Annotated in this window: 13 protein-coding genes; 12 read left to right on the plus strand and 1 reads right to left on the minus strand. The window is 46.8% G+C overall.

All coding sequences use genetic code 11. The features are described 5' to 3' along the window. The first annotated feature begins 41 nt into the window (after positions 1–41). The 11 genes from BQ7480_RS05870 (at position 42) to BQ7480_RS05915 (ending at position 12,400) form a co-directional block, all read left to right on the plus strand. Complete coding sequence (locus tag BQ7480_RS05870; protein ID WP_072542107.1) at positions 42–1,190, plus strand: restriction endonuclease subunit S; 1,149 nt, start codon at positions 42–44, stop codon at positions 1,188–1,190. A gap of 4 nt (positions 1,191–1,194) precedes the next feature. Further along, positions 1,195–1,467, plus strand: coding sequence for a hypothetical protein (locus BQ7480_RS05875; protein WP_139255728.1), 273 nt, complete (start codon positions 1,195–1,197; stop codon positions 1,465–1,467). Positions 1,468–1,492: 25 nt separating this feature from the next. Further along, positions 1,493–2,713 (plus strand): toll/interleukin-1 receptor domain-containing protein, encoded by a 1,221-nt coding sequence (locus BQ7480_RS05880; protein WP_072542109.1) that lies wholly within the window; start codon positions 1,493–1,495, stop codon positions 2,711–2,713. Positions 2,714–2,719: 6 nt separating this feature from the next. Then, positions 2,720–2,959: a hypothetical protein gene (locus BQ7480_RS18005; protein ID WP_210436322.1), complete on the plus strand. Its 240-nt coding sequence runs from the start codon at positions 2,720–2,722 to the stop codon at positions 2,957–2,959. Positions 2,960–3,052: 93 nt separating this feature from the next. Further along, positions 3,053–3,148: a hypothetical protein gene (locus BQ7480_RS18360; RefSeq protein ID WP_394332645.1), complete on the plus strand. Its 96-nt coding sequence runs from the start codon at positions 3,053–3,055 to the stop codon at positions 3,146–3,148. Between the two features lie 11 nt (positions 3,149–3,159). Beyond that, positions 3,160–6,285 carry a type I restriction endonuclease subunit R gene (locus BQ7480_RS05890; protein WP_072542111.1) on the plus strand — a complete coding sequence of 1,042 codons (3,126 nt, stop codon included), beginning with the start codon at positions 3,160–3,162 and terminating at the stop codon, positions 6,283–6,285. A gap of 208 nt (positions 6,286–6,493) precedes the next feature. Next, a complete protein-coding gene (ileS, locus tag BQ7480_RS05895; RefSeq protein ID WP_072542112.1) occupies positions 6,494–9,982 on the plus strand; it encodes an isoleucine--tRNA ligase in 3,489 nt (1,162 codons plus the stop codon). A 63-nt stretch (positions 9,983–10,045) separates the two neighbouring features. After that, positions 10,046–10,426: a TraR/DksA family transcriptional regulator gene (locus tag BQ7480_RS05900; RefSeq protein ID WP_022353887.1), complete on the plus strand. Its 381-nt coding sequence runs from the start codon at positions 10,046–10,048 to the stop codon at positions 10,424–10,426. Positions 10,427–10,548: 122 nt separating this feature from the next. Then, entirely contained in the window at positions 10,549–11,205 is a 657-nt protein-coding gene (locus BQ7480_RS05905) for a lipoprotein signal peptidase (protein ID WP_072543923.1), read from the plus strand. Further along, a complete protein-coding gene (locus BQ7480_RS05910; protein ID WP_072542113.1) occupies positions 11,202–12,068 on the plus strand; it encodes a DUF4296 domain-containing protein in 867 nt (288 codons plus the stop codon). Before BQ7480_RS05905 ends, BQ7480_RS05910 begins: the two co-directional genes overlap by 4 nt. A 5-nt stretch (positions 12,069–12,073) precedes the next feature. Then, positions 12,074–12,400 (plus strand): hypothetical protein, encoded by a 327-nt coding sequence (locus BQ7480_RS05915; protein WP_139255729.1) that lies wholly within the window; start codon positions 12,074–12,076, stop codon positions 12,398–12,400. On the opposite strand, the gene BQ7480_RS05920 is transcribed toward BQ7480_RS05915, so the two are convergent. Next, complete coding sequence (locus BQ7480_RS05920) at positions 12,395–13,153, minus strand: TrmH family RNA methyltransferase (RefSeq protein ID WP_072542115.1); 759 nt, start codon at positions 13,151–13,153, stop codon at positions 12,395–12,397. The two genes, BQ7480_RS05915 and BQ7480_RS05920, sit on opposite strands and share 6 nt — an antisense overlap. A gap of 105 nt (positions 13,154–13,258) precedes the next feature. Here BQ7480_RS05920 and tamL point away from each other — a divergent pair, with 105 nt between their 5' ends. Beyond that, a complete protein-coding gene (tamL, locus tag BQ7480_RS05925; RefSeq protein ID WP_072542116.1) occupies positions 13,259–15,568 on the plus strand; it encodes a translocation and assembly module lipoprotein TamL in 2,310 nt (769 codons plus the stop codon). Positions 15,569–15,572: the final 4 nt, after the last annotated feature.

The following is a 15,572-nucleotide window of genomic DNA, read 5'->3' on the forward strand; positions in this document are numbered from 1 at the left end:
GTGGAAAAAGGTCAGAACGCAGAAATTGTGGAGGATGAATTATGAGTAAGTTGCAGGATTTGATACGGAAACTTTGTCCGGAGGGGGTGGAGTTTAAGAGGTTGGGAGAAGTGTGTGAGATATATACAGGTGGAGAGCCTCCGAAAGATACAATTAAAGGAAATGCAAAAGATGTAGAGCATCCTTATCCAGTTTGGGCAAATGGTAAAGACGTTTATGGTTATTCATCTACATATAAAATAGATAAAGATGCTACTGTTATATCATCTATAGGTGCAAATACGGGAGCTATATATTTTAGAAGGGCTTATTTTACCCCAACAATAAGGTTAAAAGTTTTGGTTCCCAAAGATAATAATCTAATATCAAAATATTTGTATTATTATTTATCAACAGTTGCATTTGTAGTAAAATCTAGTAGTGTCCCTAATATGAATGCTAATGAGGTTAGAAAACTTGAAATTCCTCTTCCTCCCCTTGAAGTGCAAAATGAAATAGTTCGTATTCTTGATGCCTTTACATCGTATGCAGCGGAGCTGCAAACAGAGCTGCAAGCAAGAAAGGAACAATATGAGTATTATCGGAATAAGTTACTCACATTTGATGAGAATGATGAGAGAGTGAAATGGATGACGTTGGGAGACATTGGTAATATTTGTATGTGCAAAAGAATCATGAAGCATCAGACTAGCGATATTGGTGAAGTTCCTTTCTTTAAAATTGGTACATTTTGTAAAGAAGCTGATGCATTCATTTCTTATGATTTATATGATGAATATAAAAATAAATATTCATTTCCCCAAAAAGGGGAAATATTAATTTCGGCTTCAGGAACGATTGGTCGTACTGTTATATACGATGGTCAAGATGCATATTTTCAGGACTCCAATATTGTTTGGATTCAAAATGATGAATCCAAAGTATTAAATAAATATTTGTATTATTACTATCAAATAATAGAATGGAATGTAGAAGGAGGTACGATTAAGCGGCTATATAATACAAATTTATCTAAAACTTTTATTGCATATCCCTCACTTTCCGAGCAGCAACGCATCGTTTCCATTCTCGACAAATTTGAGTCCTTGGTAAACGATTTGTCTGAAGGACTTCCGGCAGAAATTGCTGCCGTGCAGGAGCAATACGAGTATTATCGTGATAAACTATTGACATTTAAACGGAAGAGTTAAAAGTATGATGAGTTTTCAGATGTTTAAGGAGCGCATAGCCTCGCTAAAAGTAGTTTATAGTGTAAGAGACAGAGTGCCATACAAGGTGTGCTCCGTGCAAGGTAATCTGTTGACCATTCAGAGGGAAAGTACCGGAAATTACGTAGAAATCAAACTGGATGAATTATATAATTTCTACGTGAACGAAACAACCTATACGACAAAGGCTGCGAGGAAATACATATCCGGGTATGTGTATTCTCCAGCTGTAGCCGTAATCAAAGAGTTAGTAAAATAAGTAAAAAACTTAAATCAAACATATAATGATAAAACCAGACACAAAAATAGAACCTCTTCGTGAGGATTTAAGATGTATCATTGAGGACTCTTTTTTGCTTAGTATTTCATTCAAACGTTGGATTATTTCTGTGAAATTAGATAAGATGTGGGAGCAATGTCTTTCAAAAGCGAAACAGGAGAATAGATTTTTTGGTATAGGTTCTGATGAGTATGAAGCAGGTAATGCATTAACGCTTTTGCTTAATATTTCTTTTGAAGAAGGTAATGAAACCTTGGTATGGTTAGTAAGTGAATTGTTGTATCTTTATCACAATGAAACGAGAAAAAATATTGACGTATCTGCTCTTCGGCTTGATATGCAAGTTATAGGCATAGATAATACGTTGATGCAACAATTGGATGACTTGTGTGTTAGTGAAGCCGTAACCGAGGAAGTAAAACCTGTTGTTCTTACAAAAGAACAAAAAGTCCGTCAGTTAGAGAATGATTATAAAGAAGTTTCTAAGGGTGACAGAAACTCACGAAAATCAATTGAAGCGTATTTAGAATGGCATAAAGAAGCATTGATATATCTTAGTGATTTTTATACTGATATGAATAGTGATTTTAAGGAGTTTAAAAATCTTGATAATTCAGGTAATGGCTATTCTCTATATTCAAACTTTAATAAAATCTATACCAAATATAATCTTTTAATGTCTAAAGTTAATATGGAATCAGAAAATAATCAAAAAAAAGGAAATAGTCCAATGGTATTTATTAGTCATTCTTCAAAGGATAAGGAGTTTGCGGAAGCTCTTGTTGATTTGCTTGAAAGTATTGGACTAAATAAAGAAACATTGTTTTGTAGTTCTGTTGATGGATATGGTTTAGGGTTAAGTGATGATATTTTTGAAACTTTACGTGGACTTTTTGAAAACCATGATCTTTTTATGATATTTCTTCATTCACCAAGATATTATAAAAGTTCAGTGTCTCTAAATGAAATGGGAGCTGCGTGGGTTTTACGTTCTGGCTTTTGTTCCATTTTGACCAGTGATATGGATTTCTCGGGCTTAACAGGCGTAGTTAATGGAAGTAAGATTTCTATTAAAGTAAATGCACAAGACGCAGCAAGTAGATTGAATGATTTGTATAAAATTCTCCAAGAGATTTTTAATCTAGCTCCTCTTGAAATAACTCAATGGGAAAGAAAACGTTCTATTTTTTTAAGAAATGTCAACGCTATAAAATATACAGAATAAAAAGATATGTCAGAGCAATATAAAATGGTAGCGGAAAATCCGCAGAGCACCGTGGTGTCGGATTATGAACCGAGGTACCGCACTGCCAAGCAATACCAGAGCGAGGTGGAAATGGAAAAGGGGGTTATAGAGCCTTTTGTAAACGACTTATCCGAAGGACTTCCGGCAGAAATTGCTGTCGTGCAGGAGCAATACGAGTATTACCATAATAAACTATTGGTATTCCGCAGAATAGAAAAGCATTGAATCATATAAATCAGAAAGTATGGATATTAACTAATTGTCCCAAGCTGTCCTAAGTCTGTCCCAAGCTGTCCTAAGTTTATCCGTAATAAAATCCTGCTACCGTTGATGGAAAATGGATTTATAGAACCAACTATTAAAGAAGTACCTAATAGCCCCAAACAGCTATATCGGCTTTGTAAAAAATTGTAATTTGAATAAATATGTCAGAGCAATATAAAATGGTAGCGGAAAATCCGCAGAGTACTGTGGTGTCGGATTATGAACCGAGGTACCGCACCGCCAAGCAATACCAGAGCGAGGCGGAGATGGAAAAGGAGTTTATCGAACAGCTCCAGACGCAGGCGTATGACTATCTGCCCATTACTTCCGAAAAAGAACTGATAGAGAATCTGCGCCGTCAGTTGGAAAAGCTGAACAACTATCGTTTTACTGACAAGGAATGGACGGCTTTCTTTAAGGAAAAGATTGCCAACCAAAACAGCGGTATCGTAGAGAAAACGGCTATCGTACAGGATGATTACATCCAGTTGCTGACCCGTGAGGATGGTTCCACCAAAAACATTTATCTGCTCGACAAGGACAATATACACAACAACCGTCTGCAGGTTATCAATCAGTATGTGCCCGAAGGAGGCAGTCATGAGAACCGTTACGATGTGACCATCTTGGTAAACGGATTGCCGCTGGTGCATGTGGAACTGAAACGCAGGGGAGTGGACATCAAAGAGGCTTTCAATCAGATACGGCGCTACAACCGGGAAAGTTTCTGGGTCGGATGCGGGCTGTTTGAATACGTGCAGATATTCGTAATCAGCAACGGTACACAAACCAAGTATTACAGCAATACCACCCGTGTGTCGCACATTGCGGAACAGAACAAAAATAGTAAGTCGAAAAGCAAGAATCAGACCAGCAACAGCTTTGAGTTTACCAGTTACTGGGCCAGAAGGGATAATCAGATTATTCCGGATTTGGTGGACTTCACGGCCACGTTCTTTGCCAAGCATACATTGCTGAATATCCTGACCAAATATTGCGTGTTTACTTCCGAAAAACTGCTCTTGGTGATGCGTCCTTATCAGATTGCCGCCACGGAAAGTATTCTGCAACAAATACGGGTATCGACCAACTACAAGAAGTATGGCACGGTGGAAGGTGGCGGTTTTGTGTGGCACACTACGGGAAGCGGTAAGACGCTTACTTCCTTTAAAACGGCCCGGCTGGCCAGCAAGATGGAAGGTATCGACAAGGTGCTGTTTGTGGTCGACCGTAAGGACTTGGACTATCAGACCATGAAGGAATATGACCGCTTTGAGAAGGGGGCCGCCAACAGCAACACCAGCACGGCGGTACTGAAAAAGCAATTGGAGGATGACAATGCGCACATCATTATCACGACCATACAGAAGTTGTCGGTGTTCATTGCCAAGAACCGCACGCACGAGGTTTACGGCAAGCACGTGGTGCTGATATTCGATGAGTGTCACCGCAGCCAGTTCGGCGAAATGCACACGGCTATTGTGAAGAAATTCAAGAAATACCATCTGTTCGGGTTTACAGGAACACCGATATTCCCTAACAACTCCAGCACGGGTGTTAAGTTTGATTTAAAGACCACCGAACAGGCATTCGGCAAGCGGCTGCATATCTATACCATTGTGGATGCCATTGCTGATGGAAATGTGCTGCCTTTCCGGGTGGATTACATCAGCACGATGCGTGAACAGGAAAACATCAAGGACGAGCAGGTACGCAACATCGACCGGGAAAAGGCTTTGCTGGCTCCCGAACGTATCCGCCGTATCGTGGCCTATATCCTGGAGCATTTCGACCAGAAAACCAAACGGAACGGCCGGTGGTTTGCCTTTCATAAATTGACCAATATTGCGGAAGTGGCTTCGGCAAAGAGAGGGAAGGAGGAAGTGGAGGAGCAAAAACAGAAAGTGCATATCCAAGGCTTCAACTCTTTGTTTGCCGTGTCGTCCATTGAAGCGGCCAAACTTTATTACCTGGAATTCAAGCGGCAGATGGCGGAACTTCCACCCGACCGGAGGCTGAAAGTGGCTACCATTTTCAGTTACGGGGCAAATGAGGCGGAAGAGGATTATACGGGGTGTGTAGATGACGAGAATTCAGAAAATACGGATGCGTTGGACAAGAGTTCACGCGACTTTCTGGAAAGTGCCATTGAAGATTATAACGCTTTGTTTAAGACCAATTATGATACCAGTGCCGACAAGTTCCAGAACTATTATAAGGATGTGTCGCTACGTATGAAGAACCGGGAGATTGATTTGCTCATCGTGGTAAACATGTTTCTGACGGGGTTTGATGCCACCACGCTCAATACGTTGTGGGTGGACAAGAATCTGCGGATGCACGGTCTGTTGCAGGCGTATTCGCGGACCAACCGTATTCTCAATTCAGTCAAGACGTTTGGAAACATTGTCTGTTTCCGTAATCTGGAACAGGCAACCAATGAAAGTATCGCGCTTTTCGGCGACAAGGAAGCGGGCGGACTGGTCTTGCTCAAAACTTTTGAGGAGTACTATAACGGATATGAAGACAAGAACGGCAAGCATCAGGAGGGGTACACGGAACTGGTCAATGCGTTGCTGGAGGATTATCCGCTGGACAAACGCATCGTGGGGGAAGAGGCGGAAAAGAAGTTTATCCGTTTGTATGGCGCTATCTTGAAGGCCACCAACATTCTTTCTACTTTCGACCAGTTTGCCGGAAAAGAGATTCTATCGGAAAGGGATGTACAGGATTATCACAGCGTGTATCTTGATTTGTATGAGAAGTATCGTCGTGTAAGAGGGGATAAGGTCAATGTGAACGATGACATCGTGTTCGAGATGGAACTTATCAAGCAGGTGGAAATCAATATCGACTATATTCTGTATCTGATTGAACAGATGCACGACGGAAATGTAGGCGACAAGGAAATCCATGTATCCATCCAGAAGGCCATCGGTGCCAGTCCGGACTTGAGAAACAAGAAGGAACTGATAGAGGATTTTATCAATCAGCTGACTCCTGATAAGCATGTGAACGAGGAATGGAAACGGTTCGTAAAAGAACAACAACATAAACAGTTGGATGAAATCATTTCTGAGGAAAAGTTGAAGCCGGAAGAAACCTATCATTTTGTCAGTCAGTCGTTCAAGGATGGAAACATACAGGAATCCGGAACTGGAATTGCCCGGATACTGCCGCCGATGTCCATTTTCGACAAGAGTCGTGAAACCAAGAAGAAGACTGTGCTGGAAAAGCTGAAAGCCTTCTTTGAAAGATTTTTCGATATTTCCAACGGGGAACTGTGACAATAAGGTATTGTGTCGTTTTTTGAGGAAGTCTCTTCAGGGGCTTCCTCAACTGTTTTTATGTGGGTTGCTCTCTCTTCGGCACTCCCTCTGTCGTTTTTCCGCCGATTTCTTTTATATAACTTTTTTTTCTTATAAATTTGCAGCCTAAATTTGGGAGGGTTCTTCCTGATAAACTAGATAATAGATAAAAAATCACATAACAATTATGAGTAAGAAGTTTACTGAATATTCGCAGCTCAACTTGTCGGAAATCAACAAGGAGGTGCTGAAAACATGGGATGAGAACGATGTGTTTTCCAAAAGTATGACGGAACGTGAGGGATGTCCTTCTTTCGTGTTTTACGAAGGTCCCCCTTCAGCCAACGGTATGCCGGGCATTCACCACGTGATGGCGCGTACGATTAAGGATACATTCTGCCGTTTCAAGACCATGAAGGGCTTCCAGGTAAAGCGTAAAGCCGGATGGGACACACACGGACTGCCGGTGGAACTGGGAGTGGAAAAGGCACTGGGCATCACCAAGGAGGATATCGGTAAAACGATTTCGGTGGCAGACTACAACAAGCACTGCCGCACGGATGTCATGAAGTTCACGAAAGAATGGACCGACCTTACACATAAGATGGGTTACTGGGTAGACCTGGACAACCCGTACATCACTTACGACAACCGCTACATTGAAACCTTGTGGTGGCTGTTGCAGCAGCTTTACATGAAAGGCTTGCTCTACAAGGGTTACACCATCCAGCCGTATTCTCCGGCTGCCGGTACGGGATTGAGCTCGCACGAGCTGAACCAGCCGGGATGCTACCGCGACGTGAAAGACCTGACCGTAGTGGCTCAGTTCAAGATGAAAAACCCGAAACCGGAAATGGCGGAGTGGGGTACACCGTACTTCATCGCATGGACGACTACTCCGTGGACTTTGCCTTCAAATACGGCTCTCTGCGTGGGTCCGAAGATTGACTACGTGGCCGTACAGACATACAATTCATACAATGGCGAGAAAATGACGGTGGTGCTGGCTAAACCGTTGCTGTATGCGCACTTCAACAAGAAGGCGGAAGGCTTGGCACTGGAAGACTACAAGCCGGGCGACAAGCTGGTTCCGTTCAAGGTGGTAGGTGAGTACAAGGGTACCGACCTCGTGGGCATGGAATACGAACAGCTTATCCCGTGGGTGAAACCGGTGGAAGCTGCCGAAGACGGCACATGGAAAGAGGCTGCCGACAAAGCGTTCCGCGTGATTCCGGGTGACTATGTGACTACGGAAGACGGTACGGGTATCGTACACATCGCGCCGACATTCGGTGCCGACGATGCCAATGTGGCACGTGCGGCGGGCATTCCTTCTTTGTTCATGATCAACAAAAAGGGTGAAACTCGTCCGATGGTCGACCTGACCGGTAAGTTCTATCTGATGGAGGAACTGGGTGAGGCGTTCGTGAAGGAATGTGTGGATGTAGAGAAATACAAGGAATACGAAGGCCGCTGGGTGAAGAATGCTTACGACCCGCAGTTTACCGTCGACGGCAAATACGACGAGAAAGCCGCTCAGGCAGCTGAATCACTCGACGTGTATATCTGCATGATGCTGAAACAGCAGGGACTGGCGTTCAAGACCGAAAAGCATGTGCACAACTATCCGCACTGCTGGCGTACCGACAAACCGGTGTTGTATTATCCGCTGGACAGCTGGTTCATCCGTTCTACGGCTTGCAAGGAACGTATGATGGAGCTGAACAAGACCATCAACTGGAAACCGGAATCTACGGGTTCGGGCCGTTTCGGAAAATGGCTGGAAAACCTGAACGACTGGAACCTGAGCCGTTCGCGCTACTGGGGTACTCCGCTGCCTATCTGGAGAAGCGAAGAGGGCGAGGAAATCTGCATCGGTTCAGTGAAAGAACTGTATGACGAAATTGAAAAATCGGTGGCTGCCGGTTTCATGACGGAAAATCCGTACAAGAAACTGGGATTCCAGCCGGGCGTATATAATAAGGAGAACTACGACAAGATTGACTTGCACCGTCCGTATGTAGACGATATCATCCTGGTATCTGCTTCGGGCAAGCCGATGAAGCGTGAGTCGGATTTGATTGACGTATGGTTCGATTCAGGTTCCATGCCGTATGCACAGCTGCACTATCCGTTTGAAAACAAGGAACTGATAGACTCTCGCAGCTACTATCCGGCTGACTTCATTGCGGAAGGGGTGGACCAGACGCGTGGATGGTTCTTTACGCTGCATGCCATCGCCACGATGGTGTTCGACAGTGTGGCTTACAAGAACGTCATTTCCAATGGTCTGGTGCTCGACAAGAACGGCAACAAGATGTCGAAGCGTCTGGGCAATGCCGTCGACCCGTTCGGCGCCATCGAGAAATTCGGTTCCGACCCGTTGCGCTGGTACATGATTACCAACTCTTCTCCGTGGGACAACCTGAAGTTTGATACGGAAGGGGTGGACGAAGTACGCCGCAAGTTCTTCGGTACTTTGTACAACACGTATTCATTCTTCGCCTTGTATGCCAACGTGGATGGCTTTACCTACGCTGAAAAGGACGTGCCGATGAACGAACGTCCGGAAATCGACCGCTGGATTCTGTCGTTGCTGAACACGCTGATCAAGAACGTGGATGCTTGCTTCACGGATTACGAACCGACCAAGGCCGGACGTCTGATTACCGACTTTGTAAACGATAACTTGAGTAACTGGTACGTGCGTCTGAACCGTAAACGTTTCTGGGGCAGTGCCATGTCGACCGATAAGCTGTCTGCTTACCAGACGCTCTACACTTGCTTGGAGACCGTGGCCAAACTGATGGCACCGATTGCTCCGTTCTATGCCGACCGTCTGTATATGGACTTGATTGGCGTGACCGGACGCGACCAGGTGGTTTCTGTACATCTTGCCAAGTTCCCGGTGGCCGACGAAAGCCTGATCAATGCGGAACTGGAGGCCCGTATGCAGATGGCACAGGATGTCACCTCCATGGTGCTGGCTTTGCGCCGTAAGGTGAACATCAAGGTGCGTCAGCCGCTGCAGTGCATCATGATTCCGGTGGTAGATGAGGCACAGAAACAGCATATCGAGGCAGTGAAAGACCTGATTATGAACGAGGTGAACGTGAAGGAAATCAAGTTCGTGGACGGTGCGGCAGGAGTGCTGGTGAAGAAAGTGAAATGCGACTTCAAGAAGCTGGGCCCGAAATTCGGAAAACAGATGAAGGCCGTGGCTGCTGCCGTGGCAGGCATGTCGCAGGAAGCCATCGCCGAACTGGAGAAGAACGGAAGCTACACCTTCCAGCTGGAAGGCGGAGAGGCCGTAGTGGAAGCATCGGATGTGGAAATCTTCAGCGAGGACATCCCGGGCTGGCTGGTAGCCAATGAGGGCAAGCTGACCGTGGCGCTGGAAGTGACCGTGACCGATGAACTGAAGCGCGAAGGTATCGCCCGCGAACTGGTGAACCGTATCCAGAACATCCGAAAGAACAGCGGGTTCGAGATTACCGACAAGATTGCGATTGTGTTGTCAAAAAATCCGAATACCGATGACGCGATAAATGAATATAATACTTATATTTGCAACCAAGTGCTGGCTAACTCATTGGTTCTGGCCGATGAAGTGGAAAACGGCACGGAAATTAGTTTTGATGACTTTTCGTTGTATGTCAATGTAACGAAATTGTAATATGAACTCATCCACCCGGTTCTGCCGGGTGGATACTATTATTAACTTAAAACTTTAAGCACTATGGCTGAAAAAACGAGGTATTCTGACGCTGAACTTGAAGAATTCCGCGCCATTATCATGGAAAAACTTCAGCTCGCGGAACGCGACTATGAGAAACTGAAAAGTAGTATAATGAACACGGATGGGAACGATACGGACGATACATCTCCTACATACAAGGTATTGGAAGAAGGAGCCAACACATTGTCGAAGGAAGAAACTACCCGTCTGGCTGCCCGTCAGCTGAAGTTCATTCAAAACCTGCGCGCGGCACTGGTACGTATCGAGAACAAAACCTACGGAATCTGTCGTGAAACAGGAAAGTTGATTCCCGCTGAGCGTCTTCGTGCGGTGCCTCATGCCACATTGAGCATTGAAGCCAAGCAGCATGGAAAGAAGTAACGAACATTAGTTTTTAACTCGAAGTTGGGAATTGAAGGTTGAAAAAACGCTGCTTTTTCAGAGTGGGCCATTTTCAATTTTCAGTTCTCAATTTTTTTGAATCGATTTGTAATTTGAAGAAGATGAAGAAATTTCTCACTCAGGGTCGTCTGGCTGCTCTTGTAGTGGCAGGGGTGCTGATTATTGACCAGCTTATCAAAATCTCGGTAAAGACAAACATGTTTTTGCATGAGAACATTCACGTGACTGACTGGTTTTATATTTATTTCACCGAAAACAACGGTATGGCTTTCGGGCTTGAGATTTTCGCCAAACTGTTTCTGACGCTGTTCCGCATCGTGGCGGCCGTGTTGATTACGGTATACATTACCAAGCTGGTGAAGCGGACCACGGACAAGGTGAAGAACGGTTACCTGGTGTGCCTTTCCCTGATTCTGGCCGGTGCGGTGGGCAACATCATCGACTGTGTGTTCTATGGCGAGATTTTCAGTGAGAGTACACATTCGCAGATTGCTTCGTGGGTGCCGCTGGGCGAAGGTTATTCCAGCTGGCTGCACGGCAAGGTGGTGGACATGTTCTATTTCCCGATTATCGATACCTACTGGCCCGACTGGATGCCTTTTGTGGGGGGTGACCATTTTATTTTCTTCAGTCCGATATTCAACTTTGCCGATGCGGCTATCAGCTGCGGTATCATTGCATTGCTCATTTTTTATTCGCGCTACCTGAATACGGGTGCCCGTGCGGAGTCCACTACTTCCAAAGAAGCCAAGAAATGAAACGGATTGCTGTTATAGGAGTCTCGGCCTTGATGCTGTGCGGCCTGTTCGGGTGCGGCAAGAAGGTGCCCAAGGATGTCATCCAGCCTCAAGCCATGGAGGATTTGCTTTATGATTATCACTTGGCCACGACGTTGAGTGCCGATTTGCCATACAATGAGAATTACAAGAAGGAGGCATATCTGGCTTATGTGTTCAAGAAGCACCATGTTACGGAAGCGGAGTTTGATTCTTCCATGGTGTGGTATTCCCGTCACAGCGACGAGATGACGACCATCTACCAGAACTTGCAGAAGCGGATGGAGACCACGGCGGAGCAGTTGAAGAAGCAGACCATCCGTCACAGCGGGGAGGTGTCTGTCTCCTTGTCGGGCGATACGGTGGATTTGTGGCAGGACCGCACACTGTACTGGCTCACGGCTTACGGCCTGACCAACAAGCTGACTTTTGATTTGAAGGCGGATACCTCTTTCCACGAGAAGGACCGACTGGTATGGGAAGCTGATTTCTCTTTCCTGCCGAAAGGGAAAACATCGGGCCGTGTGGTGATGGGAGTGAACTTGACTTTCAGCAACGACAGTACGCAAGGCATGACGCGCGTGGTGAGCATGTCGGGGATGCAACGCTTGGTCATCACGCCCGATTCTGCTTTCAAATATAAGAATGTGACGGGTTTCATGTACTACACCGGAGGGGAAGAAACCTCGGTGCTGGTCAGCCGCATTCAGCTGATGCGTTACCGTACGCCGGAACATCTTCTGCCGGTAGTATCCGATTCACTGGCTACAGAGCCTGCCGACACGCTTTTGAAGGATTCTCTTCGCCAAAACAGAATCAAACGGCCGGAACTCATGAAGCGTTGAAGTCCATGATTTATTATGCATCTCATTATCTCTGGCATGCGGGGCAGAACCGACTGTTCCGCATGCAGCGTATAGGGCTGGAGGCTTCCAGTCATCACTTTGTTTCCATGGAACCGCTTGAAGAAGAGGTCCGGCAGACCCAGTGGCTGGGAGGGCTGGTGGTACTGGCTCCCTGTCAGCCGGAGGTGAGGGAAGGAGAGCCGTTCCCGCATTTCTGCCTGCGAGTGTCCCAGTCGGTGACAGGGGGAGAGTCCTTGTATGCGTTTCACGTGACGGGATTCGACTTGCAGGCCATGAAGTTTACGTCGAAAAGTCGGCTGGTGCGTTTATGACATGCGGCGGCGGAACTCGGCGCACACAATGGCAGTGGCCACCGCCACATTCAGTGATTCGCTGGTTTCCTGTCCCTGCGGGTAGTTGGGTATCAGTAGTTTCTGTGACACCATCGCTTCAATTTCCTTGCATACCCCGTTCCCTTCGTTTCCCATCACGATGACACCGTGTGCCGACAGTTCCTGCGAATAGAGGCTGTCACCGTCCAGGAAGGTACCGAACACCGGAATCTTCCTTTCAATCTGCAGGCGGATAAAGGCTTTCAGGTCACAATAATGCAACTTGACGCGGGCCAAGGCACCCATGGTGGCCTGCACCGTTTTGGGATTGAAGGCATCGGCCGTGCCGGGGGAACAGAAGATATCCTCTATGCCGAACCAGTCGGCAATGCGGATGATGGTGCCCAGGTTGCCAGGGTCCTGCACGTCATCGAGTGCCAGACAGAGCGAGTGGGCGGGCAGGGTGTCGTCGTAAGGGTACGACGGAAGTTCGAATACGGCCAGCACTTCCTGCGGATTTTTCAGCAGACTGGCGCGGGCCAGCTCTTCCGGAGTCACTTCAATGGTTTCCTTGGCCAGTAGCAGAGGATGTTTTTCCAGCCATGAGGTGGTGGCTATCAGGAGGTGGCAGGGAAAATGTCCTAGCAGGTCGCCTACCAGTTTGTTGCCTTCGGCCAGAAACCCATTTTCAACTTTTCGGTACTTTTTCATCTCCAGTGCCCGGATGTATTTGATTGTGTTTTTGCTCAGCATAATTGTGACGGGGATTTTTAATTATATTTTATGAACAAAGCTAAGAAGATATTTTTAATTAATGCCTATCTTTGCATGTAATTTTGCATATATCTGCTTGTTTGTATGAAGATACCCCCCCGTTTCTATATAGGTCTGTGTGCGATGCTGCTTTTCCTGAGCGGATGTTCGGTCAGTAAGTTTATCCCGGAGGGGCATTATTTGCTGGACAATGTGAAGGTGGAGTCGGACAACAAGGAAATCAAGTCTTCTCAGATGACGGCCTACCTCCGTCAGACACCGAATGCCAAGTGGTTCAGTCTGGTGAAACTTCCCATGTACATTTACGGGGCTGCCGGAAAAGATTCTACCAAGTGGATGAACCGTTTCCTGTATCGCATAGGAGATGCTCCCCGTATTTATGATCCGGAGTTGGCAGAAGAGACACGTCTGCAAATTGAGCAGGCTGTACGCAACATGGGCTACATGAGCGGGCAGGTGAGCATGCACACCCAGACAAAGGGAAAGAAAATCAAGGTCTATTATCAGATTCATTCCGGCGACCCCTACCTGATTTCACGGGTGGCCTATGATATTTCCGATTATCGGATTCACGATTACCTGATGGCTGATTCGGCCCGTTCTTACCTCAAGGAAGGAGCCCGTCTGGATATCAACCAGCTGGATCAGGAGCGTGACCGCATCACGCAGTTCCTGCAGAACCGCGGATATTATCGTTTCAACAAGGATTTCATCACATATCAGGTGGACACCATGCGCAATTCACGTAATGTGGACCTGATTATGCAGCTGCATCCTTACCGTCGGAAGAAAGAGGATGCGCCTTCTCCGCACCGTCAGTATTATCTCCGGAATGTGGATTTTGTGTTTGATGTGGATTTCGCCGATCTTGCTTCCGAAAGTCTGCAAGGGATTGATTCCATCCGTTCAGGGGGGATGACGTTTTATTTTAAGGACAAAATGTTTCTGCGCCCCCAGGTGATTGGAGATAACAATCACTTGAGAACGGGACAGCTGTATCGGGTGCGCGACGTGCAGAACACCTATTCGGCGCTCGGACGGCTGAATATCCTGAAATATTCCAATATCCGTTTCCGGGAAGACTTGCGGGCTGATTCGGCTTACCTGGATGCGTATGTCATGCTGACCCGTAACAAGAACAAGTCGCTTTCGTTCGAGATTGAAGGTACCAACTCCGCAGGCGATTTGGGAGCGGCGGCTTCGGTGGCATACACCCACCGCAACCTGTTCAAGGGGTCTGAAACTTTCACCATCAAGGTGCGTGGGGCCTATGAGGCTGTGACGGGACTGGAGGGCTATGCCAACAGCAATTACATGGAGTATGGAGTGGAGACCAGCCTGAATTTCCCGGAATTCATGTTTCCTTTCCTTTCGGCTGATTTCCGCCGCCGGAGCCGAGCCACATCGGAGGTGACGGTGAAATACAACTGGCAGATTCGTCCGGAGTTCGAGCGTACGGTAGCATCTGCGGGATGGAGCTATCACTGGAGCAAACGGCGGGCTACCCATCGTTTCGATGTGCTCGACCTGAACTATATCTACATGCCGTATCGTTCGGAGACTTTCCGTGAGTATCTGGATTTGATGGATGAGAGGAATCCCCTGTTGCGTTACAGTTACGAAGACTTGTTTATCGTGCGTATGGGATATACCTATACGTACAACAGTTCCGGGGCCACATCGTTGAAGACTTCGCGCCGGAATTCCTATTCCATTCGTTTCAACATTGAAGAGTCGGGCAACTTGCTGTATCTCTTCTCGAAAGCGATTAACGGGAAGCCGAAGAATGGGGAGAATTATCAGATGGCCAATATCGGCTTTGCCCAATATGTGAAGACGGACTTCGACTATGCCAAGAACTTTATGATTGACGACCGCAACGCACTGGTGTTTCATGTGGGGGTGGGAGTGGCCGTGCCCTACGGGAACTCCAAGAGCCTTCCGTTTGAAAAACTGTACTTCTCTGGCGGGGCCAACAGCGTGCGCGGATGGAGTGTCCGCTCGTTGGGACCGGGAGGTTACCGGGGCGACAGTAACAGCCTGGACTATGTGAACCACACGGGCGACATCAAGCTCGACCTGAATCTGGAGTACCGCACCCATCTGTTCTGGAAACTGAACGGGGCTGCGTTCATCGATGCCGGAAATGTGTGGACCATCCGCAACCGGGAGTTGCAGCCTGAAGGTCTGTTCAAGTTCAACCGCTTCTACAAGCAGCTGGCCGTGGCCTACGGATTGGGGCTTCGCTTCGACCTGGACTTCCTGATTATCCGTTTCGACGGCGGTATGAAAGCCGTCAATCCGATGTACACCGGGCGCGACCGTTACCCGATTGTCTCTCCCGACTTCAAGCGCGACTTCGCCTTTCATTTTGCAGTAGGTTATCCGTTTTAATTCT

It is taken from the genome of Bacteroides mediterraneensis, from assembly GCF_900128455.1.
Lineage (GTDB): Bacteria > Bacteroidota > Bacteroidia > Bacteroidales > Bacteroidaceae > Phocaeicola > Phocaeicola mediterraneensis.

What these genes read in the sequence shown, in the direction of transcription:
- BQ7480_RS05870 (WP_072542107.1), top strand. Translation starts at nt 42, where the DNA reads ATGAGTAAGTTGCAGGATTTGATACGGAAACTTTGTCCGGAGGGGGTG.
- BQ7480_RS05875 (WP_139255728.1), top strand. Translation starts at nt 1,195, where the DNA reads ATGATGAGTTTTCAGATGTTTAAGGAGCGCATAGCCTCGCTAAAAGTA.
- BQ7480_RS05880 (WP_072542109.1), top strand. Translation starts at nt 1,493, where the DNA reads ATGATAAAACCAGACACAAAAATAGAACCTCTTCGTGAGGATTTAAGA.
- BQ7480_RS18005 (WP_210436322.1), top strand. Translation starts at nt 2,720, where the DNA reads ATGTCAGAGCAATATAAAATGGTAGCGGAAAATCCGCAGAGCACCGTG.
- BQ7480_RS05890 (WP_072542111.1), top strand. Translation starts at nt 3,160, where the DNA reads ATGTCAGAGCAATATAAAATGGTAGCGGAAAATCCGCAGAGTACTGTG.
- ileS (WP_072542112.1), top strand. Translation starts at nt 6,494, where the DNA reads ATGAGTAAGAAGTTTACTGAATATTCGCAGCTCAACTTGTCGGAAATC.
- BQ7480_RS05900 (WP_022353887.1), top strand. Translation starts at nt 10,046, where the DNA reads ATGGCTGAAAAAACGAGGTATTCTGACGCTGAACTTGAAGAATTCCGC.
- BQ7480_RS05905 (WP_072543923.1), top strand. Translation starts at nt 10,549, where the DNA reads ATGAAGAAATTTCTCACTCAGGGTCGTCTGGCTGCTCTTGTAGTGGCA.
- BQ7480_RS05910 (WP_072542113.1), top strand. Translation starts at nt 11,202, where the DNA reads ATGAAACGGATTGCTGTTATAGGAGTCTCGGCCTTGATGCTGTGCGGC.
- BQ7480_RS05915 (WP_139255729.1), top strand. Translation starts at nt 12,074, where the DNA reads ATGATTTATTATGCATCTCATTATCTCTGGCATGCGGGGCAGAACCGA.
- BQ7480_RS05920 (WP_072542115.1), bottom strand. Translation starts at nt 13,153, where the DNA reads ATGCTGAGCAAAAACACAATCAAATACATCCGGGCACTGGAGATGAAA.
- tamL (WP_072542116.1), top strand. Translation starts at nt 13,259, where the DNA reads ATGAAGATACCCCCCCGTTTCTATATAGGTCTGTGTGCGATGCTGCTT.